Raw genomic sequence first — 21,893 nt, forward strand, 5'->3', positions numbered from 1 at the left:
ACTGCCTGTCGAGAGACGAATTTCATGGCGCACGGAAATAGTAACACCTTGAAAAGTTAATAAATACGCAAACAATAAAACAAAATAACGTTTCTTTTTCATCCCATTTCATGGAATAAAAACTGGCCCGCCGCCCTCCTGCCGTGCATTTGCATGGAAACAGGCGAAAAAAAACCGCAGCACAGGCTGCGGTTCTTGTATCGATACCTTATTTCTTTGCTTCCTTCGGCTTCACCGGCACCAGGCTCAGATCCTGGAAGTCGTAGCTGAAATCCGTCTCGGCCGACACCGGCGCCATCTTTACCCGGTCGATGCTGCCATCGGGATTGAGCGAGAACGTCACGTAGGCATCGGCGTTGAAATTGCGCTCCTTCCAGCGCACGATGAAGGTGTCGTGCTGCCAGTGTTCCAGCTCGCCCGTCAGGTCCGGCGTGCGCGTAAAGCTGAGGATGTGCTTCTTGCCTTCCGGACGGATAGTGACCTTGCCATACCAGGCATCCTCATACTCGCCGTCATACGCCGCCAGCGGCAGCGATGGCTGCGATCTGGCCGCGCGTGCGCTCGACGCCTTGCCCTGCTTTTTCACTTCCTCGGCATGCTGGTCCTGCTCCACCTTGGCCACCAGCGCCAGCCAGTCCGACGGCGCCGCCTGCAGGTAATGGTCGAGGATGCGCCATTGCAGCGCCGTCATGGAACCGCCATTTTCCGCATTGGTCAGAATGGCCACGCCCAGCTTTGCTTCCGGCACCATCACCACGCGCGAATAAAATCCTTGCAGCGCGCCGCCGTGCATGGCCACTTTCATGCCCTTGTAGTCGCGCAGCTGGAAGCCCAGTCCATACGCGCTGAAATTCGGTTTCGTTGCGGCCAGCGCCGGCTTCGGCTCGGAAATCTTGATCGGCGTTTGCGCCGTCCACATCTCGCGGCCCTGCTTTTCACTGAACAGGCGCGCGTCCTTGCCATCCTTGTCCTTCACGCCGGCGATCTTGCCGCCGTCGAGCAGCACCATCATCCACTTGGCGATATCTTCCGCATTCGTGTTGATGCCGACGGCACCCACGGCATTCGGCACGGGCATGGACTTGGCGGCGGCGATCTTGCCGTCGATCTTGCTGTGCGCACTGGCGACGTCGGACTTGCCCGCGTTTTCAAGCAGGCTGGTGGTGGTGCCCGTCATGCCCAGCGGCGCCAGGATGCGTTCATGCATGGCCTCGCCCCAGCTTTTCCCCGCCTTGTCGGCAATGATCTTGCCGGCCACGATATACAGCAGGTTATCGTAGGCATAGCTGTTGCGAAAACTCGTGGCCGGACGGATGTAGCGCAGCTTCTCGATGATTTCGTCGGTGCTGAACGTGGTGGTCGGCCACCACAGCAAGTCGCCCGCGCCCAGGCCCAGGCCACTGCGGTGCGTGAGCAGGTCGCGGATGGTCATGGCACCCGTCACGTAGGAATCGTGCATCTGGAAACCGGGCAAGTGCTTGGTGACAGGATCGTCCCAGGCCAGCTTGCCATCGTCGACCAGCATGGCCAGCGCGGCGGCCGTGAAGCCTTTCGAATTCGATGCCACTTCGAACAGGGTCTGCGCATCGACAGCGGCCGGTTCACCCAGCTTGCGTACGCCAAAGCCCCTGGCGGTGACGACCTTGCCATCCTTGACGATGGCGATCGCCATGCCGGGCACGTCGAACACTTTCAGGGCGGTGGCAACGTCGCGCTCAAGATCGAAGGCGGGCGCGGGCGCCGGCGCAGCGGCAACAACGGGTGCGGCGTCCAAAGCCAGCGCCGGCACGGTGATGCTGGAAAACGCCAGCACGATGGCGGCGGCAAGACGGTTCATGGTATGCATGGTCAGGATGTCCAAAGAAGGTTCAATGCGCTTGCGCGGCCATCAATTTATCGACGCTCTCCTGCGTCACCGGGTGGTAGCGTTCACGCGCCTTCGCATACACGTCCTTGGCCCAGGCATGGCCTTGCGGCGTCTTCATCAAGGCGCTGTACAGGGGCACGACGAACTTCTGGCGGCCCACGCTCATCAGGAATGCCTGCAAGGGTTGGCGCACATCGTAGCCGGCGTTCACGGAGGCCAGATAAAAGCGGTAAGCCACTTCATTGTTGCCGCTCTTGCCCACGCCGTAGGCCTGGTCCAGCTCACGCAATTGCGCTGCGCTGGCCTTGTTGTTGATATCGTTCAGGAAGTGCATCGATTCGATGGCGATCCACTTGTCCATGCCCAGGTCCTTGGTCGCCAGCTCGCCTTTCAGCCAGGCGTCGCGGTGCTGGTCGAGCAGTGCCAGGCGCGGCGAGACGACGCGCTGCGCGCTGGCCGGCACGCCGGTGCCATACAGCCATTCATCGAGTTCCGCTTCCGGCATCACGTCCGGATGCTGCGCCAGTAGGTTCTTGCGCAGGTAGGCGATGAACTGCTCCGTCGTCACGCTCTGGAATGCATGCTGGTCGAACCAGCCGCGCAGGAAGGGATCGAAGACGGCGCGGCCGGCACGGCGCTCCATGGTGGCCAGGAACCAGGCGCCTTTCGGGTAGATGATGCCATCGTCCGTGTAGGTTTCAGCGGGATTGGCGTCCGCATCGCGCGTGATCAATGCCGTTTTCGCTGCCGGCAATTCGCGGATCGAGGCGGCCAGTTCTTCCTGGTCGACCTGCACGCCCATCTGCGCCACTTCGCTGCCATACAGCTGCTCGACGATGCGCGTGGTGACGTAGGTGGTAAAACCTTCGTTGAGCCACATGTGCTTCCACGAGGCATTGGTGACCAGGTTACCCGACCACGAGTGGGCCAGTTCATGCGCGATCAGGTCGACCAGGCTGCGGTCGCCCGCGATCATGGTCGGCGTAAGGAAGGTCAGGCGCGGGTTTTCCATGCCGCCGTAGGGGAACGATGGCGGCAGCACGATCATGTCGTAGCGGCCCCAGCCATACGGACCGTATAGTGCTTCGGCTGCCTGGATCATCTTTTCCGTGTCGGCCAGCTCGTATTCGGCCGCCTTGATGCGCGGCGGCTCGGCATACACGGCGGAACGGGGACCGAGCTTGCGCACTTCCAGTTCGCCGATGGCGATGGCCAGCAGGTACGAGGGGATCGGCTGCGGCATCCTGAATTTCCAGCCGCCCTTGCCCGTCGCCTTTTCGTCATTCTCGGCGCTCATCACGACGCGCATGCCCGCTGGCGCCTCGATGCGCGCGCTGTACGTAAAGCGCACGGCCGGCGTATCCTGCGACGGCACCCACGAGCGGGCGTTGATGCTTTGCGACTGACTGAACATGAAAGGCAGCTTGCCCGACATGGTCTGCTGCGGCGTGAGCCACTGCAGCGCGATGGCGTTCGGCGCCGTGTGATAGTAGACGCGCACCTTGCCCGGCTGGCCCGTGGTGGTGATGCGCAGCGCCTGGCCTTTTTCCGGATCGGCCTTGTCCAGCTGGTACGGCGCCATCTGCCATGCGCCGCGCTTGTCCTGTACCTGTACTTTCGCGATCGACAAATCGCGCGTATCGAGCACCAGGGTACGCGCCGCCGGATCGATCCAGTTCAAGGACAGCTCCGCATAGCCGGACAGGGTCTTTTGCTTGAAGTCCGCTTTCAGGTCCAGCTGCAGGTCGCGCGTGCGCACCTGGTCGTAGCGCGCGTAGCTGAGGGGGTCGGCGTGCGCGGCCAGGGTTACCTGGCAAAGTAGCGCACAGCCCAGCGCGCGCAGGAAGGTCAAAGTTTGCATGGTCGTCTTTTGAATGATTTGCGAAAGCCCCGGTCCGTGTGCGCCGGGGCGTCGCGCAGAATAGCACTTCCGGCGCAGGCCGGCAGAAAAAAGCGCCGGACTGGCCGGCGCCGTTTCCCTATTTCGTCTCGGCCTTGGCTTCCGGCTTGGCCTCGGGTGCCTTCAGCGGCGCATTAAAATCCTTCATCAGGTTGTTCTTGTCGCGGTCCTGCTTGAACAGTTCGAGGCGCGATGGCGTGATTTTTCTCGGCCACGCATTGTTGCTGGTGTCGATATCTGCCGTCTCCCAGTACGGGTCTTGTACCAGGCTTACCATCGGCTCGTCCGTGACGATCACCTTGCTGATCTTGTGCGGCGCATAGCGCCACACTTCGGCAGGCACGCGTTCGATGATCTTCTTGCCGCTTTTCAGTTCAATCTCCAGTATCAGCGGCATCACCAGGCCACCGAGATTCGAAAAGTCGACCAGGTACAGATGCTTGCCCATGTTGCGCTGTTCCAGCAGCTGTCTCTCCCACGGCTCCAGCGCTTCCTGCTCTTCCGCATAGCTGTTGCGGTCCTTGTTGGTGACCGTAAATTCATCGTGCCGGTTATAGAAATCCTTCAGCGCGGGATCGACATCGACCTTCTTCGGCAGCGCCTTGTTGCGCTGGTCCGAGATCGAGATGGGCTGCGCGGCCTTCTGCGCCTTCTTCCACGCTTTCTCGACTTCCGGATTCTTCGTGCTCACGCCATATTCGCTGATGCCGTCGATGCTGATGTCGACCGCGTCCGTGGTATAGAACCAGCCGCGCCAGAACCAGTCCAGGTCCGTGCCGGAAGCGTCTTCCATGGTGCGGAAAAAGTCGGCGGGAGTCGGGCGCTTGAACTTCCAGCGCAAGGCGTACTGCCTGAAGGCGAAGTCGAATAGTTCGCGCCCCAGGATGGTCTCGCGCAGGATGTTGAGTGCCGTGGCCGGCTTGTCGTAGGCATTCGCCGTGAACTGCAGCAAGGACTCGGAATTGGTCATGATGGGCACCTGGTTCTGGCTGCGCATGTAGTCAACAATCTTGCGCGGCTCGCCATTCCAGGAGGGGAAATGCTCTTCCCACGCCTGCTCGGCCAGGTACTGCAGGAAGGAATTGAGGCCCTCGTCCATCCACGTCCACTGGCGCTCGTCCGAGTTGACGATCATGGGAAAATAATTGTGGCCCACTTCATGGATGATCACGCCGATCAGGTCATATTTGGCCGTCTTCGAATACGTGAGTTCTCCCGTCTTCTTGTCCTTCACGGGGCGTCCGCCATTGAACGCAATCATCGGGTACTCCATGCCGCCGACGGCGCCATTGACGGAGATCGCGTTCGGATACGGATAGTCGAAGCTGTACTTGTTGTACTGCTCGATCGCGTGCACGACGGCGCGCGTGCTGTACTGCTGCCACAGCGGATTGCCCTCGTTAGGATAGTAGGACATGGCCATCACGCGCTTGCCGCCGCTGTCCAGTCCCTGCGCATCCCAGATGAACTTGCGGCTCGAGGCCCACGCCACGTCGCGCACATTGGCCGCCTTGAAGTGCCAGGTTTTCATGCCCACCGCTTTACTCTTTTCCGCCACCAGCGCCTCGGCGGGCGTGATCACCAGCAGCGGCGTATTGCTGTTCTTCGCCCGCGCCAGGCGTTCGCGCTGCACCGCGCTCAGCACGCTAGCGGGGTTTTGCAGTTCGCCCGTGGCGGCCACCACATGGTCGCCCGGCACCGTCAGGTACAACTCGTAATCGCCAAACTCCAAGGTGAATTCGCCGGAGCCGAGGAACTGCTTGTGCTGCCAGCCGACGGCGTCGTAATACGCAGCCATACGGGGGAACCATTGCGCGATCTGGAAAATCGCGTTCTTGTCGTCTTCAAAGTACTCATAACCGGAGCGCTCGACCAGCACCTTCTGGTCATTGATCTGATACGACCAGTCGATGCTGAAAGTGACGCTCTGGCCAGGCGCCAGCGCCACCGGCAGATCGATGCGCAGCATGGTCTGGTTGACCGCATGCGGCAGCGGCTTGCCGTTGGCCGCTTTCACGGCGGTGAGCTTGAAGCCGCCGTCGAATTCGCGGCCCGCATGGATGGCGCGCAAGTCCTCGAATTTCAGCGCTTCATCCTCGCTGCCGCTCAACCAGGCCTGGCGCGATGGCGCGCTCAATACGCGGCGCTGGTCGGCATCCTGGCGCAAGCCATTCTGGTCCAGCTGCAGCCACAAGTACGCAAGGCTGTCGGGCGAGCGGTTGTGGTAGGTGATCTGTTCGCTGGCCGTGATGGCGCGACGTGCCTCATCGAGCGTGGCGCGGATCACGTAATCAGCGCGCTGCTGCCAGTAGGCGTGACCCGGCGCACCGGACGCCGTGCGGTAGGCATTCGGCGTAGGCAGCAATTCTTCCAGCTGGCGGAACTTGTCGTCGAAGGGCGCGGCGGCGCACAGGCCGGACAAGGGAGCAAACAAGGTCACACATAAGGCAAGCAAGCGGACAAGGACCGGCATGGCGCATTCCATCTGGGAGTCGTGGGCACACTGCATTCTAAGTCGAGTCTGTTTGCAAATCGATCATTGTTGTCGAAGTCCCACACACCAGGCCGCAGCATCCCCCGCCGGTACTGGCGCCGGCGCGGGCATTGGCGTATGATGCGCCTCGAACATTGGGGAGTAGTCGTCCCGCGGTCCTGCCGCGGGAACCTGTATCAACATGATTGGCCCGCAGGCCATGGTGCAGGTGGTTGCAGAACTTGACGAGACCATTGATCCAGGGCGGCCGCATGGGCCGGAGTCGCCCGTGGATCATTGGTTAATTCGTCCGGCCCGCGTACTCTTGCAATCTCATGGAAGCATTCCTCATCTCCACCGGCATCGTCGGTCTCGCTGAAATCGGCGACAAAACCCAACTCCTGGCCTTTTTGCTGGCCGCCAAATTCCGCAAGCCCCTGCCCATCGTGCTGGCGATCTTCGTCGCCACCATCGCCAATCACGCGTTTGCCGCCGCCGTCGGTACCTGGATCACCAGCATGCTGGGGCCCGATGTGCTGCGCTGGGTACTGGGCGTATCATTCCTCGCCATGGCCGCCTGGACCCTGATCCCCGACAAGCTCGATGAAGGCGAAACGAAGCTGGCCAGGTATGGCGTCTTCCTGACCACTCTGATCGCCTTCTTCATGGCGGAAATGGGAGACAAGACGCAGGTGGCGACCGTAGCGCTGGCGGCGCGCTATCACGACATTGTCTCTGTTGTGCTGGGCACCACCTTCGGCATGATGCTGGCCAACGTGCCGGCCGTCTACCTGGGCGACAGGATCGCCAACCGCGTCCCGCTGCGCCTCGTGCACGGCATCGCGGCGCTGGTCTTTGCCGTGCTGGGCGTGGCCACCCTGCTGGGCGCGGGCGCGGCACTAGGGTTCTGAGGCAGCCTGATATAATTTCTCATTTACAATATTCATGCTCATAATTACAATGTCGGCGACATGAGTACCGGCGCGCCCATCCCGAGCGGGCAGCGCGCCTTCTTGAGGAATGTATGCAGTTAAACAGAAAAGTGGCGGCGCTGTGCCTGGCCGCTTGCGCCAGCCAGCCTATCGCCGCCCTGGCGATACCCTTGAACTACCACCGCCAGACAGCAGCGCAGTCCGCGCCCGAAGTACGCACGCGCGACCTGCTGCTGTTCGGCGCCGGCTTGATCCTGCTGGCTGGCCGGCGCCGGCCAGAACACGACACCTGGACAATACTAGAGCAGCAGTAGCACCGCATACTCGCGGCCCTCGTCGCGCAAGGCAATGCTGTTGCCGCCCTGCGCGACGCCATCGAGCGACAATCCCGCAGGCCGCCCCTGCGCCTGCTCCACCGTAATGGCATAACTGCTGGCACCGAAGCGGTAATGCAGCTTGAAGCTGTCCCATTCGGCCGGCATGGTGGGCGCCATGCGCAGCACGTTCGCTTCACGCGTCAGGCCCAGCAGGGATTCGACGATCAGGCGGTACAGCCAGCCCGACGATCCCGTGTACCAGCTCCAGCCGCCGCGTCCCACGTGCGGCGCGACGGCATACACATCGGCCGTCACCACATACGGTTCCACCTTGTAGCGCGCCACCGCTTGTGCGTCCATGCCATGGCGCACGGGATTGATCATGCGCAGCAGTTCCCACGCCTTTTCGCCGTCACCCAGGCGCGCAAACGCCATCGCCGTCCAGATGGCCGCATGCGTGTACTGGCCGCCGTTCTCGCGCACGCCCGGCACATAGCCGCGGATATAGCCGGGATTGAGGTCGGCTTTGTCGAACGGCGGATCGAGCAGCTGGATCACGCCGGAATCACGGCGCACTAGGCGCGCATCGACCTGGCGCATGGCGCCGGCAACCCGCTCCTTGTTGGCAGCGCCCGACAGCACGCCCCAGCTTTGCGAAATCGAATCGATCTGGCACTCCTCGTTCGTGTGCGAACCCAATGGCGTGCCGTCGTCGAAATACGCGCGCCGGTACCACTCGCCATCCCACGCATGTTCCTCGACGCTGGCCGCCAGTTTCACGGCTTCGTCGCGGCAGAACTGGGCAAACGCAGCATCGCCGCGCAGCACGGCCACCTCGGCAAAGCGCTGCAGCACTTCGTACAGGAAGAAGGCCAGCCACACGCTCTCGCCCTTGCCATGTTCGCCCACCTTGTCCATGCCGTCGTTCCAGTCGCAGGAACCGATCAACGGCAAGCCGTGCACGCCCAGGCGCAAGCCATGGCGGATGGCGCGCACGCAGTGCTCGTACAGGTCGGCCGACTCGCCCGAACGCACGGGGAGGTCGTAATACGAATCCTCTTCCGGCTTGACGGCGCGGCCCTCGATGAAGGGCGCCACTTCCGACAGCACGTTGACGTCGCCCGTGGCGATCACATAGCGGCAGGCGGCCAGCGGCAGCCACAGGTAATCGTCGGAGCAATGCGTGCGCACGCCACGGTCCGATGGCGGATGCCACCAGTGCTGCACGTCGCCTTCGACAAACTGGTGCGCCGCACACAGCAGCAAGTGATTGCGCAGCAGCTGCGGCGCCGTGTGGATCATCGCCATCGCATCTTGCAGCTGGTCGCGGAAACCGTAGGCGCCGCCCGACTGGTAGTAGCCGCTGCGCGCCCACAGGCGGCAGGCGATGGTCTGGTACATCAGCCAGCCATTGGCGATCACGTCCAGCGATGGATCGGGCGTTTCGATGCGCACGGCGCCCAGATTGCCTTCCCAGTGCGCGCGCACCGCGTCGAGCGCACTGCGGGCCGCATCCTTGCCCGCATGGCGCTGCACCATGGTGCTGGCGTCCGCATTGCGGCGCCCACCCACACCGAGCAGGAAGACGATTTCACGTTCCTGCCCCGGCTGCAATTCAAACGGTACCTGGATGGCCGCGCACGGATCCAGCCCCGTGCCCGCCTTGCCGGACAGGCGCACGCGGCGCAAGGCGGCCGGCTGCGCCAGGCTGCCATTGCGGCCGATGAATTCATTGCGGTCGCAAGTGATGGAGCGGATGCTGGCATCCGTATTGAAGAAGCCGACCCGGCCCGAAAACTCCGTGTTGTAGTTATTGCGCGCAAACAGGGCGCCGCTGATCGTGTCGACCTCCGTGGCCACATGCATGCCGGACTTGGCGCGCAGGTCGGCCATCACCCATTCCACATAGCCCGTGACGGACAGGCGGCGCGGCACGCCGCTGTCGTTGCGCACATTGATGACCGAATATTTGACGGCCGCATCGAGCGCCACATAGGTGCACAGTTCCGTGGCGATGCCGCCCTCGCTGTGTTCAAACACGCTGTAGCCGAAGCCGTGGCGCGTGACGTAGTCGCCGCTGCCGCGCGCGGGCAGGGACGAGGGTGACCAGAACTGGCCCGTTTGCTCGTCGCGCACATAGAACGCTTCGCCGGACAGGTCGGACACGGGGTCGTTCTGCCATGGCGTGAGGCGGAATTCATGCGCATTCTCGCTCCACGTATACGCCTGGCCGGCTTCGGACACCACCGTGCCGAATTGCGCATTGGCCAGCACGTTCGACCACGGCGCCGGCGTCTGCTTGCCCTCTCCCGTGGTAATCACGTATTCGCGGCCATCGGGCGTGAAGCCGCCGAGGCCATTTTCCAGGATCAGCTCGCGCGCCTGCGCCCGGTGCGGCACGCCGCCATGTTCGCGGGCCGGGTCCTGCAGCAGCGGCGGCATGCGCAGCACGGGGCTCGGCGGACGCTTGACCTGCTCGGCCAAAGTGCCGCGCAGATCGCTGATGATGGCGCGTGCCACCGATTGCAGCAAGATGCGGTCCTCGTTGGCGATCTGCTCGGCCAGGCGCACGAAGATGCCGCCCGGGCGGTCGATCGCCTGCGCGTCGATGCCCGAGGCGATCAAGCCCATGATCTGGTCGTGCAGCAGCTGGCGGTAGCCCGACTGCTCTTCATACCAGATCACCAGGTCGACGATCAGGCCTTTCAGGCGCCAGTAGGCATGCGCCTGCACCATCTGGCGCGCCAGTTCGATATTGGCCGCGTCGCGTATCTGCAGCAGCACGATGGGCAAGTCGCCGGAAATGGCATACGCCCACAGGCCCGACTGGCCACGCTGGTTCTTGATCAGGATGCTGGCCTCGGCGCGCAGGGCCGCATTCGGATAGATCACGGCATTGGCCAGGCGCGCATACAGCTGCGCGTCCGCTTCGCTGGCATTCAACTGGCGCAGCACCACCTGGCTGTGCGTCCAGGCCAGTTCGAACACGCGGTCGGCCAGGTGGCGGTCCTGGTATTTGTCAATCAGGTGCAGTGCCGCGTCGCGCTGCTCCACCATGCCGGTGACGCTGTCGACGGTGACGGCCTGATCGGGTTCGAGCGTGATGACATAGCGGATGGCCACAATGGGATCGAGCACGGAGCCGTGGCCGCCACCGAGCGGGCCACTTTCCTGCAGCGCCTGCGGCAGTTGCACCGTATTGCCGCGGCCGATGAAGCGCGCGCGGTCCGTCTCGAACGATACTTCGTAGCGCTCGATATCGTGCACCGTCATCACATGCAGCAGCCACGGCATCTGCTCTTCCTTGGAGCGGGGCCGGCGCGTACATAAAATCGCTTTTTCATGCGCGAGGATTTCTGTCTGTACGAACAGCTTGCTGAACGCGGGATGGGCCGCATCGGCCGCCGCCGGCGCCATCACCACTTCGGCAAAACTGGTGATCTCGATGCGCCGCTGGCGGTTCGAATTATTGCTGATGCGCGTGCGGCGGATTTCGATGTCGTCCTCGGGCGAGACGACGATTTCCGTGTACAGGTCGAGGCCATGGTCGGCACGGCGGAACTCCGCCCGCCCCTCGGAAAAGATCACTTCATATTTCTTCGGTTCGGCCAAGGTGGGCTGGTACATGGTGGACCAGACGGCACCGTCGTCGAGGTCGCGCAGGTAGCAGAAATTGCCCCAGTTATCGCGCGTGCTGTCTTCGCGCCAGCGCGTCACGGACAGGTCTTTCCAGCGGCTGTAGCTGCCGCCCGCATTGCTCACCATGACGTGGTAGCGGCCATTCGACAGCAGCTGCGTTTCCGGCACGGCGCTGTTGGCTTGCGTGAGGATGCGCATCGGCATGGCTTGCTCGGGCGCGCCGCTGCGCAGCACCGCCAGTTCGGCTGTGTTCGAGTAGAACGCGCCGGCCTGCGGCGTGCGTTCCTGCAGCACCAGCAAGGCCGATTGCAGCAGCGGATCGGACTCGAAACGGCGCTGCATCGGACGGTCGTGCAGCAGGTAGCTGAGAGCCAGAAAGCCCATGCCCTGGTGGTGCACCATGAAGGAGCGGATGATGGCGCTGCCCTGCCCGCGCGGCAGGCGCGCCGTCGTGAAATCGATGGCTTCAAAGAAGCCGTAACGGCCCATGTAGCCGGCCGCCTGCATGCGCTGCAGGTTCTGGCAAGACGCTTCCGGCTGGACCATCAGGCCCATCATGCTGGCATATGGCGCCACCACCAGATCGTCAGCCAGGCCCCGTTTCAAACCCAGTCCCGGCACGCCGAAGGCGCGGTATTGATAGTTCAAACTGGCGTCGACCGTGTTGTAGCCGGATTCGGAGATCCCCCATGGCACGTCGCGCTGGCGGCCATAGTCGATCTGCGCCTCGATGACGGAGTGGTAGGTCTGGTCAAGCAGGGTATTCGGGTAGTTCGGCATCACCAGCAGCGGCATCAGGTACTCGAACATCGAGCCGCTCCACGACAGCAGCACGGGCTGGCCGGCCACCATGCACAGCTGGCGGCCCAGGGCGAACCAGTGCTCCTGCGGCAGCTGGCCTTGGGCGATGGCGATGAAGCTGGCCAGGCGCACTTCGGAAGCCAATAAATCGTAGTAGCTGGGGTCCAGGCGCCGCTCGCTGACGTTGTAGCCGATGGCCAGCAGTTTGGTCGATGGGTTGTACAGGAACGCGTACTCGATCTGCGCGAAGTCGCGCGCCTGGCCCGCCGCGTGGGCGATATCGCGCATGTGGCGGCCCGCCTGTTCGCGGCCCTGCGCCAGCAAGGCGGCCAGCTCCGAAGGCGTGCCTTCCGGCGTTTCCAGGCTGGCCAGTTCGCGCAGGGTCGGCACGCGCAGCCACGCAGGATCAACGCCCGCCTGCGCCGCCCATGGCGCCAGCTGCAGCAACTCGGCCAGCGCCGCGCGGCACTGGCGCGCCAGCGCACCGCTCCACATGGACAGCTCGCCATCCTCGCTTTGCAAGGTCAGCGACAGCAGTGCGTCGGCAGCGCCATTCGCGGCGGAGAGATAGGCATGCCATTCGGCCAGGCTGGCGGGCGCGGCCTGCGCCTGCAGCAGGCTCATGCTCTCACGCATGGCCTTGCTCTCGCCTTCGGCGGCGATGAATTCCTGCAGCACTTGCGCCGTCGTGCGGATGCCCTGCACCACCTGCGCGCCGATGATCGGGACGTCGTACAGTTCCACCAGTCCCGGCTGCAAGGTCAGCAGATGGCCGGCCAGGTTGCCGCTGTCGACCGTCGAGATGTACATCGGCTGCAGCGCCTTCAGGGTCTGCGTGTCGTACCAGTTATAGAAGTGGCCCTGGAAACGTTCCAGCTCACCCATGCTGTGCAGGGTGGCGCGGCTGCGCTCGATCAACTGGCCCAGGGTGAGGTAGCCGAAATCGTAGGCCGTCAAATTGGCCAGCAGCGCCAGGCCGATATTCGTCGGCGAGGTGCGGTGCGCCACCACCAGGTTCGGATGCTCCTGCATGTTATCGGGCGGCAGCCAGTGGTCGTCCGGCCCGACGAAGGTATCGAAATAGGCCCAGGTCTTGCGCGCCACGCCATGCAGGAAGCGTCCCTGTTCGGCCGACAGGCGCGCCACGGCACGCTCGATGGGGCGGCTGATCCACCAGGCGATGGCGGGTGCGGCCAGCCATAGCAGCAGCACCACGGCGGCGGCGGGCAAGGCCTCGGGGCGCCAGTAGAGCAAGGCGCCGAAGGCGGCCAGCGCCAGCGCGGGCGAGCACCACATGGCGCGCCAGCTGTCGGCCTGCGAACCCGACGATACATGCAGGTTCGAGGCGCGCCAGTCGAGCAAGTGCTTGTGCGACACGCCCAGGCGCCACAGGGTACGCACGATGGCGTCCAGGCTGATCCACGCTTCATACGGCAGGAAGACGAGGGTCAGCATGGCGTGCGAAAACTGCACGCCGCAGCGCCGCTCGAACGCGGCCAGGTGCTGGCGCCACAGGGTGTCGCGCGGTTTGCGCAGCAAATCGTACAGGGCCGAAAACACGGGCGGCAGGAAGATGATGGCCAGCACGGCCGCGCTCCAGAATGCCACCTGCGGCAGGAAGCCCCACGCCAGCAGCAGCGACAAGGTGGTGGCCGGCGCCACGACGCTGCGGCGCAGGTTGTCGAACAGCTTCCAGCGCGACAGCATCGACAAAGGATTGCGTTCGCGCTTGCCGGCGCGGCCCGGCACCCGGCCCAGCAGCCAGCCGATCAGCTGCCAGTCGCCGCGGATCCAGCGCTGGCGGCGGCTCACGTCGGCGTCATAGCGGGCCGGGTATTCCTCGTACAGCTGCGAGTCGCTCAGCAAGCCGGCGCGCAGGTAGCAGCCTTCCAGCAAATCGTGGCTGAGGATTTTATTGTCCGGCAGGCGCTGGCCCAGCACGCGCTCGAACATGTCGAGGTCATAGATGCCCTTGCCGATGAAGGAGCCTTCATAGAACACGTCCTGGTACAGGTCGGAGACGGTGCGCGTGTAGGGGTCGATGCCCGGCTCGCCGCCGCACAGCAGCTCGTAGCGCGAGGCGTTGGCACTGGGCAGCGCCACGGCCACGCGCGGCTGCAAGATGCCGTAGCCGGCCACCACGCGCGTGCCGGCCGCGTCCAGCACGGGACGGTTCAGCGGGTGCATCATGGTGGCGATGAATTCGCGCGCCGCGTCGCGCGGCAGCTGCGTATCCGTGTCGAGCGTGATCACGTATTTGATCGTGCGCAGGCCGCGCAACTCGCCTTCCACCAGCGAGAATTTGTCGCGCGCGCCGCCCCGCAAAAATGCGTGCAGGTCGGACAATTTACCGCGCTTGCGCTCCTGCCCCATCCACGCATTCTGCTGCGAATTCCACAGGCGCGGACGGTGCAGCAGCAGGAACGGCCCCACCTGGCCCAGCTGTTCCGGGTCGGCCGGGTCGCCGTTTTCCTTAGCCGCCACGCCCTCCACGCGGTATTTCTCGTTCAAGCCACGGATGGTCTCCTGCGCCTGGCGCAGCAAGGCTTCGTCGCCCGGCATCGTTTGCGCTTCCGCGTCGACGAAGTCGGTCAGCAGGCAAAAGCGCAGGTTCGGATCGCGGTTGGCGAGATAACGCACTTCCAGCGCCTCGCACAGGGCCGCCACGTTTTCCTGGCTGTAGATCAGGGTCGGCACGACGACCATGCCGCGCGCATCCGATGGAATGCCGGCCTGGTAATCCATGCGCGGCAGCGGATGCGGCGACGTCATCAGGGTCGCCAGCCAGTTCACCACGGCCACGGCCAGCTGGCTGCTGCCCAGCAGCGCCAGCGCACCCAGCGCCGCCAGGGGCCAGCCCTGCACGCCATGGCGCACGGCGCGCTCGAGCAGCAAGGCGCTCGTCGCCAGGGTCAGGAACGAGATCGCGCCCAGGTAGACGGCCAGCGGCGCGGCGCGCGCCGTATGCTGCAGCGCCTCGATGAAAGGCAGCCTGGCGCCGGCCTGCTTTTCCAGCACCAGCACGCCGCGCCCCACCAGGTAAAAGCCGATGTGGCCGCGGCGCGCGTCATTGCCGTTGCCGTGCGTGTGCGCCAGTTGCACCACCATCTCGGCCACCTCCACTTCGCTGCGCGCGCTGCGCTTGGCGATGCGTTCGATGGCATGGCGGTAGCTGTCGCGCGTGGCGAAATCCATCAAGCCATACGTGCCGGCCGGGTCCAGGCGCAGGGTCTGCTCGACCACGCTCATGGTTTCGACGAATTCCTGCCAATCCATGGTGCCGAGAAAACGCAGGCTGCCGATGCTGTTGGCGATCGACACCTGGTCGGCCGCCTGCTGCCCGATCTCGGACTGGATCTGCTGCTCGATGGTGAGGCCCGACTCGGCCAGCTTGTGCGTCAGCCACGATAGCGCCAGGGTCAGCGAGGAACTCTGTCCCTGCAGGCGGCGCGACAATTCGGCCACGAAGGCGCTGGTCATCGGCGGATTCGAACGTGCCATGTCTGCCACCAGCAGTATCAAGCCGCTGGGATTGCGTTCGGCGATCTCCGTCATCTGGTCGGCCCAGGTATTGGCCAGGTCGCGCTGCATGCGGTCATCGGCCACGCGTACGGCGACGCGGCGCAGGTTTTCGATCAGGGCCAGACGCAGCATGATGGGTACGGCCCACAGCTCGCCCAGGGTCAAGGTGGCCACGTCCTGGTAAGCCTCGACGAAGTGGCACAGGTTTTCCAGGTCGACGCGGCCATCGCCATGCGAGATGATTTCCAGCGCGATCTTGTACACGCGCGGACAGCCGGCATCCGCCCCAGAGGTCAGCCGTGGCAGCTCCTTGCTGTAGTTCTTCGGCAAATGCCGCCGCGTGGTGCGGATCTGCTCTTCGATCAGGTAAAAATTATCGAGCAGCCATTCCGAGGCGGGCGTGACCTGGCGCCCGCTTTTCACCGTGGCCGTCAGCTCGTTGACGGTAGCCGTGATCAGGGCCGCATTGTCGGCCAGGCGCGCCAGCAGGCGGTCGCGGCCATGATGCCGACCTACCGCATGGCCGGCGGCCACGTGCTTGCCGTGGGCGGCCATCTGGATGGCGCTGAATAATTCGGAACGCAGGGGCAAGGCGTCGTCGCGCGCGGCGTCGAAGGTGTCCGGTGCGAGGGAATGGTCGCGGAAGATTTCCCTGACTTTGGAAATCTGTTCCTTGATCTGCTGCGTGACAACTGCTGTGTACTCTTTCAACTTGGCCTCGCTAGGTGCGCGCAGGCAGCCAGCGGCCGCCGTCACGCTGGCCCAGTCTGAAGAACACGATCGGACACTGGCGAAGACGGAAAGCGAAGCGCCGGAGCGTTGCGACGAATCTCAGGGTATAGGGAGATTTTCTGAACTTCATCGTAGGGGCGCCCTGTGCGCAAGACCGTGCGCTAGCGTACATACCCGGCGCTTTAGGGGTGTGCCGGCAAAGAAATCAGCGAGTAAAACGGGAGAAAAATTCCTGGAGGAAATGAACGGAGGGAAATGAGTAGCAGCACCGTGCCAATGATGGCACGGTGCAATATTTCAACGGGGAAACCTCAACCCTGTCAAGCCGCGATGGCCAGCGGGTGGCGCGTCGCCTCCGCCATCGCCATGCCGCCGTTGAGTTGCCATGCCGCGCCGTGACCGAGGCGGCGCAGGCAGGCAGCGGCGCGCGCGCTGCGGTTGCCGCTGCGGCAGAAAAAGACCAGCGGGCGCTGCGGCTGCTGCAGCCACGCGGCTACCTGGCCCGCCAGGCGGCTCAGCGGCACACTGCGCACGGCGCAGCCCTCGAATACCGTGCCGGCGCAAGCCGCGTGTTCATACGCTTCGCGCACGTCGACAAGGATGGCGTCGGGATGCTGGCGCAGGAAGGCGGGCAAGGCGACCGCATCGAGCTGCAGTTCGGCGGCAGGCACGATACCTTCGTGCACGCTGCGTACGGTGCCGCAAATGCTGCCGTCGTCGCCTGACGCGCACAGCACGGTGTCTTGCGTCAGCAGCGCCGCATCCAGCAGGGGCGCCAGCGCCTCGGGCGCCAGGTTGCCGATGAAGGCGAAGCGCTGATCGAGCAGGTACACATGGTTTTCACCACACTCGACGCGGCGCAGGCGCTGCTGGCCCAGTGCCAGCTCACCGTCGATATCGATGCGGCCCACCTGCTCGATGGCGAGTTCCTGCAGCAATGCCAGGCGCGCCACGCCATGGTCGGCTGGCGGCGCCGTGTGCACGATGGCGCGCAAGGCCAGCTGCTGGCAGCGGATGAAGGCGGCCAGGCGCGGCACGAGCGCGGCGACCGGATCGATGACGACACAACTGGCGCTGGCAGCGTCGCTGATCAGCCAGGTGCACTGGCCATCCACGCTCAGCTGGATTATGCCGTCCTGCGCGTCGTCCTGCGGCGATGGCGCCAGCGCCGACGGCAGCAGACAGCTGCTGCGCAGGGCCTCGCCACAGCGCTCGATGCGCGCGCAGGCAGCGGCTATCGTCGCCGCGTCGATCAGGGGGCCGAACGACAGGCGGATGGCCGAGCTGGCGCGCCATTGCGGCACGTGCATCGCTTCGAGGACATAGCTGGGGAGCGCCTTGGCGGCGGAGCAGGCGCTGCCCGAACTGACGCGCACGCGCGCCGCGTCGAACAGGTCCAGCAGCTCTTTTGAGGACAGGCCCGGCACGGAAAAATTAAGCGTCGTCGACAAGGACAAGTCGAACGGCATATTGAAAACGATGCCGGGAAACGCCCGTTCCAGGCTGGCCACCAGCTGCTCGCGGAAAGCGGCCAGGTCGGCGTGGCTGCGGAAGGTCTTGCCATCGTCGAGCGCGGCCAGCACGGCGCCCAGCGCGGCGATGCCGGCCATGTTTTCCGTGCCCGAGCGCAGGCCCGCTTCCTGGCCGCCGCCCATCATCAGGGGCGTAAACGGCGCGCCGGCGCGCACGTACAGCATGCCGATGCCCTTGGGCGCATACAGCTTGTGGCCGGAAAACGGCGCGTAGTCGATGCGCGTGGCGGCCAGGTTCAGTTTCAGCTTGCCCAGCGCCTGCACGCAATCGACCATCCAGTAGGCGTCAGCGCCCCGTTCCTGCAGCAACTGGGCGATGGCGGACAAATCGCTGACGACGCCCGTTTCATTATTCGCCGCCATCGTGCACAGCATGGCGGCGTCGCCGATCAGCGCGCCCAGGGCCTGCAGATCGTGGCGCCCTTGCGCATCGACAGGCAGCTTGCGCACTTCCAGGTTCAGGCCCAATAAGCGGTTCCAGTGCGCCAGGCTTTCCGGCACGGCCTTGTGCTCGGTCGCGCCATACAGCAGCAGGCTGCCGATGCGCTTGCCCGCATCGCGCCGTTCGCGCAGCGCGCACAGGGCGGACAGCACGGCCGTCTGGATACCTTCGGTGGCGCCGCTATTGAACATCAACCGGCCGTCGCCCACTCCCAGCAAGCCGCTGGCGCGCCGGCGCACGCCATCCATCATGGCCTTGGCCTGCAATCCCGTGGCATGAGTGCTGCTGGGATTGCCATAGCCCTGCTCCATCGCTTGCCGGGCGGCGGCAACGGCGGCGGGCAGCACGCAGGTGGTGGCATTGCTGTCGAGGTAGATTTCTTTCATGATGGCAGTCTGAGTATTCTATAAAAGGGCGCAGCTAAAAAGGGGGGCAGAGCAAGCGGCTGAAACATATGGATAGTCTACCGGCCTGCACCCGTGAAGATATGCCAAAAGACACTGCAACTACGGTACTATGCAGCATGTTCATGCCATAAAAACCGAAATAACAAAATGAATTCACCAAACACCTCGCTCGACAAATTCGACTGCGCCATCCTCGCCGCGCTGCAGCAGGACGGCACCCTGTCGATCGCCGCCCTCAGCGAAAAGATCGGCCTGTCGAGCACGCCATGCTGGAAACGGGTCAAGCGCCTGGAGGAAGAGGGTTATATCGAGAGCCGCGTGGCCATCGTCAACCGGCAAAAAGTGGGGTTGCCCGTGACCGTCTTCGTCAGCGTGCGCACGGGCCAGCACGATGAGAAATGGCTGCGCCGCTTTGCCGCCGCCGTCATCGTCTTGCCGGAAGTACAGGAATTCCACCGCATGAGCGGCGACATCGACTACCTGCTGAAAGTCGTCACCACCGACATCAAGGGTTATGACACTTTCTATAAAAAGCTCATCAAGGCCGTGCAGCTGACGGGCGTGTCCTCCGCCTTTTCCATGGAACAGATCAAATGCAGCACGGAATTGCCGCTGGAATTGATCGCCCACGGCTTGCCTGCCTGAAGCGTTTTCCATCCACGCCGGGCGGACATGGAAAATCACGTTGCTGCAATGCAACATAAATGAGCGAAAAGCAGCAATGGTGCGGCGGGACGCGCAGCGCGGCCGGTATACTGTCCGCTTGTCTGCCCGCTTTTCTGCACCTTGTGCAGGCCACCATCCAAGGTCTTCCATGTCTCTGCTCCGCCGCCTCTCCATCCAGAAAAAACTCCTGTTCAGCATGGGCTTGTGCCTGCTGCTCTTCATGGCGATCTCGTCCTTCCTCAGCGTGCGCATGAGCAGCGACTACGTGCGCGAACGCGTCGTCAGCCAGGAATTGCCGGCGCAAGTGGGCGAGATCCGCAACGACGTGCTGCGCCAGATCAGCCAGCCGCTGTCCGTGGTGCAGACCATGGCCAACGATGTCTACCTGCAAGACTGGGAAGACGCTGGCTTGCCCGACAGCGGCATCGCCACCTTCCAGCGCTACGCCAGCGTGGTCAAGGAAAAGAACAAGGCGGCCTCGATCAACTGGGCTTCCGCCAGCACGGGCAAATACTTCACCACGGACGGCTTGCTGCGCACCCTGGACAAGAACCAGGCGGCCGACCAGTGGTTTTATGGCTTGCTGGCCGGCGACAAGGCCTATACGCTCGACATCGACAAGGCGGAAAACTCCAGCGACCTGATGTTGTACCTGAATGCGCGTGGCCAAACGGCGGGCGGCAAGCAGATCGCGGCCGGCCTGGGCCTGTCCATCAATGCGCTGGCCGACACCATCCGCAGCTACAAGATCGGCCAGACGGGGCATGTCTACCTGGCGCGCGCCAACGGCGTGCTGCTGGTGCACCGTGACACCGCCCTGGCCGATGGCAAGCATCAACTCAAGGATTTGCCGGGCTTTAGCGATACCCTGAGCCAGAGCCTGTTGACGGGCAACAAATACGCGTACGCCATCTATGACGCGCCTGCGGGACGCCAGTTCGTCGCCGCTTCCTTCGTGCCGGAATTGAATCTGTATGTGATGGCTGAAGTACCGGAAGCGGAAGTGCTGGGCAATGTCACGCGATCGGCCCTGATCGCCGCCCTGATCGCCGGCCTGGTCGGTGGCGGCATCGCCCTGCTCATCATTTATGTCATCAGCCGCGCCATCGCCGCCCCCGTCGCGCGGGCGGCCGACATGCTCAGCGAGATCGCCAGCGGGAATGGCGATCTGAGCCGCCGCATGCCCGTCGAATCGGAAGACGAGGTCGGTGCGCTGGCCGCCGCCTTCAACCGCTTCGTCGCATCGCTGAACGTGACGATACGCGAAGTTCGCGACAGTACCGGGGCCATTGCCAGCGCATCGAGCCAGATCGCGTCCGGCAACCTGGACCTGTCGGCGCGCACGGAAGCCCAGGCGTCGAGCCTGGAAGAAACAGCGGCAGCCATGGAAGAACTGACGTCGACGGTGAAACAGAACGCGGACAATGCGCGCCAGGCCAATCAGCTGGTGGTGTCGGCGTCGAGCCACGCCGTCAAGGGCGGTGAAGTGGTCGGGCAAGTCGTGCAGACGATGGGCGCGATTACGGAAAGTTCGCGCAAGATCGCCGACATTATCGGCGTGATCGACGGCATTGCCTTTCAAACCAATATCCTGGCGCTGAATGCGGCGGTCGAGGCGGCCCGCGCGGGTGAACAGGGCCGCGGCTTTGCCGTGGTGGCGACTGAGGTGCGCAACCTGGCGCAGAGGTCAAGCCAGGCGGCCAAGGAAATCAAGGACTTGATCGTCGACTCGGGCAGCAAGGTGGAAGCGGGAAGCAAGCTGGTCGACTCGGCCGGCGCCACCATGCAGGACATCGTCGTCTCCGTCCAGAGAGTCGCCGACCTGATGGGCGAAATCGCCTCGGCCAGCCAGGAGCAAAGCCAGGGCATCGCGCAGGTCAATGCCACGGTCACGCAGATGGATGACGCCACCCAGCAAAACGCGGCCCTGGTGGAAGAAGCGGCGGCAGCAGCCCAATCCCTGCAGGATCAGGCTGGGCGGCTGGCGCAGGTGGTCAGCGTCTTCAAGCTGGAAGAAAGCGGGCATGTGGCACCGCAGTCGCCGGCGCACAAGCCCATGCTGCCCACGCCGTCCCGCCCGACAGTGCCGGCCAGCGATGCGTGGGAAGAGTTTTAAGGAAATTACAGGGCAGGTGACTTCACGCTCGCCGCTTGCTTGAAGAAATCATAAATGCCGCTTTCGCTCATGCGGCGGGCATTTGCCAGTTCGCCGCCCTTGGTGGCGTACAGCACCTGGTTGTTGTCGCTCGATACGAGCACGGCAGCCGGGATGCCTTTCTTGAGCGGATTGCCATAGGCTTGCGCCACATCGAGGTTATGGTCGAAGTTACCCACGTCGACCTTGACGACCTTGAACTGCTGTTGCATCAACTCGGCGTTCTTGCCTTCCTTCAAGGCCCTGTCGAGCGCGCGGCAATCCTCGCACCAGTTCGCGCCAAAGATCAGCAAGACAGGTACGTGCGCCGTCTTGGCCTCGGCCAGCGCGCGCGCCACGTCGGCCTTGGCGTCGGCCGCCGCGTTGTACGGCAAATGCGGCGTGGCGACAGGGTTGCCCGGTGTGGGGGCGGCGGCAACGGCGGTGCCGGCAAGCAGCAGGCTGGCAAAGAAAAGGGAAACGAAACGGGAAACGCGCATGCGGGGCTCCTGAGAGAGATCGTGAAGCC

At 63.9% G+C, this 21,893-nt stretch carries 10 protein-coding genes and 1 riboswitch; of the genes, 4 read left to right on the plus strand and 6 right to left on the minus strand.

Going from position 1 to position 21,893, the window contains the following annotated elements; translation table 11 throughout:
• Nucleotides 1–208: 208 nt before the first annotated feature.
• The 3 genes from BLT98_RS15460 to BLT98_RS15470 form a co-directional block, all read right to left on the minus strand.
• Nucleotides 209–1,846 (minus strand): serine hydrolase, encoded by a 1,638-nt coding sequence (locus tag BLT98_RS15460; protein WP_092609953.1) that lies wholly within the window; start codon nucleotides 1,844–1,846, stop codon nucleotides 209–211.
• Between the two features lie 22 nt (nucleotides 1,847–1,868).
• On the minus strand, nucleotides 1,869–3,728 hold the full coding sequence (locus tag BLT98_RS15465) for a M1 family metallopeptidase (protein ID WP_034783265.1): 1,860 nt from the start codon (nucleotides 3,726–3,728) through the stop codon (nucleotides 1,869–1,871).
• A 118-nt stretch (nucleotides 3,729–3,846) separates the two neighbouring features.
• Complete coding sequence (locus tag BLT98_RS15470; RefSeq protein ID WP_092609956.1) at nucleotides 3,847–6,240, minus strand: M1 family aminopeptidase; 2,394 nt, start codon at nucleotides 6,238–6,240, stop codon at nucleotides 3,847–3,849.
• 145 nt (nucleotides 6,241–6,385) lie between these two features.
• A riboswitch (yybP-ykoY riboswitch) is annotated at nucleotides 6,386–6,564 on the plus strand.
• Nucleotides 6,565–6,575: 11 nt separating this feature from the next.
• Here BLT98_RS15470 and BLT98_RS15475 point away from each other — a divergent pair.
• A complete protein-coding gene (locus BLT98_RS15475; protein WP_070278880.1) occupies nucleotides 6,576–7,151 on the plus strand; it encodes a TMEM165/GDT1 family protein in 576 nt (191 codons plus the stop codon).
• A gap of 113 nt (nucleotides 7,152–7,264) precedes the next feature.
• Entirely contained in the window at nucleotides 7,265–7,486 is a 222-nt protein-coding gene (locus BLT98_RS15480; protein WP_070278878.1) for a hypothetical protein, read from the plus strand.
• On the opposite strand, the gene BLT98_RS15485 is transcribed toward BLT98_RS15480, so the two are convergent.
• Together BLT98_RS15485 and BLT98_RS15490 are read right to left on the minus strand one after the other, a co-directional pair.
• The gene (locus BLT98_RS15485) at nucleotides 7,472–16,006 is read right to left on the minus strand and encodes a GH36-type glycosyl hydrolase domain-containing protein (RefSeq protein WP_244517538.1); all 8,535 of its coding nucleotides are present in this window, start codon (nucleotides 16,004–16,006) and stop codon (nucleotides 7,472–7,474) included. The genes BLT98_RS15480 and BLT98_RS15485 overlap by 15 nt on opposite strands.
• A gap of 497 nt (nucleotides 16,007–16,503) precedes the next feature.
• Nucleotides 16,504–18,543 (minus strand): aminotransferase class V-fold PLP-dependent enzyme, encoded by a 2,040-nt coding sequence (locus BLT98_RS15490; RefSeq protein ID WP_092609208.1) that lies wholly within the window; start codon nucleotides 18,541–18,543, stop codon nucleotides 16,504–16,506.
• 168 nt (nucleotides 18,544–18,711) lie between these two features.
• On the opposite strand from BLT98_RS15490, the gene BLT98_RS15495 reads away from it, so the two are divergent.
• A complete protein-coding gene (locus BLT98_RS15495; RefSeq protein WP_034783259.1) occupies nucleotides 18,712–19,209 on the plus strand; it encodes an Lrp/AsnC family transcriptional regulator in 498 nt (165 codons plus the stop codon).
• Between the two features lie 169 nt (nucleotides 19,210–19,378).
• The gene (locus tag BLT98_RS15500) at nucleotides 19,379–21,346 is read left to right on the plus strand and encodes a methyl-accepting chemotaxis protein (protein WP_092609211.1); all 1,968 of its coding nucleotides are present in this window, start codon (nucleotides 19,379–19,381) and stop codon (nucleotides 21,344–21,346) included.
• Nucleotides 21,347–21,351: 5 nt separating this feature from the next.
• Here the strand turns inward: BLT98_RS15500 and BLT98_RS15505 are convergent, their stop codons facing one another.
• Nucleotides 21,352–21,864 carry a thioredoxin family protein gene (locus BLT98_RS15505; protein WP_211614978.1) on the minus strand — a complete coding sequence of 171 codons (513 nt, stop codon included), beginning with the start codon at nucleotides 21,862–21,864 and terminating at the stop codon, nucleotides 21,352–21,354.
• Nucleotides 21,865–21,893 lie beyond the last annotated feature (29 nt).

The sequence above is a fragment of the Janthinobacterium sp. YR213 genome (assembly GCF_900099875.1).
GTDB classification, from domain to species: Bacteria; Pseudomonadota; Gammaproteobacteria; order Burkholderiales; family Burkholderiaceae_D; genus Janthinobacterium; species Janthinobacterium lividum.

What these genes read in the sequence shown, in the direction of transcription:
- BLT98_RS15460 (WP_092609953.1), bottom strand. Translation starts at nt 1,846, where the DNA reads ATGCATACCATGAACCGTCTTGCCGCCGCCATCGTGCTGGCGTTTTCC.
- BLT98_RS15465 (WP_034783265.1), bottom strand. Translation starts at nt 3,728, where the DNA reads ATGCAAACTTTGACCTTCCTGCGCGCGCTGGGCTGTGCGCTACTTTGC.
- BLT98_RS15470 (WP_092609956.1), bottom strand. Translation starts at nt 6,240, where the DNA reads ATGCCGGTCCTTGTCCGCTTGCTTGCCTTATGTGTGACCTTGTTTGCT.
- BLT98_RS15475 (WP_070278880.1), top strand. Translation starts at nt 6,576, where the DNA reads ATGGAAGCATTCCTCATCTCCACCGGCATCGTCGGTCTCGCTGAAATC.
- BLT98_RS15480 (WP_070278878.1), top strand. Translation starts at nt 7,265, where the DNA reads ATGCAGTTAAACAGAAAAGTGGCGGCGCTGTGCCTGGCCGCTTGCGCC.
- BLT98_RS15485 (WP_244517538.1), bottom strand. Translation starts at nt 16,006, where the DNA reads ATGGCCGCCCACGGCAAGCACGTGGCCGCCGGCCATGCGGTAGGTCGG.
- BLT98_RS15490 (WP_092609208.1), bottom strand. Translation starts at nt 18,543, where the DNA reads ATGAAAGAAATCTACCTCGACAGCAATGCCACCACCTGCGTGCTGCCC.
- BLT98_RS15495 (WP_034783259.1), top strand. Translation starts at nt 18,712, where the DNA reads ATGAATTCACCAAACACCTCGCTCGACAAATTCGACTGCGCCATCCTC.
- BLT98_RS15500 (WP_092609211.1), top strand. Translation starts at nt 19,379, where the DNA reads ATGTCTCTGCTCCGCCGCCTCTCCATCCAGAAAAAACTCCTGTTCAGC.
- BLT98_RS15505 (WP_211614978.1), bottom strand. Translation starts at nt 21,864, where the DNA reads ATGCGCGTTTCCCGTTTCGTTTCCCTTTTCTTTGCCAGCCTGCTGCTT.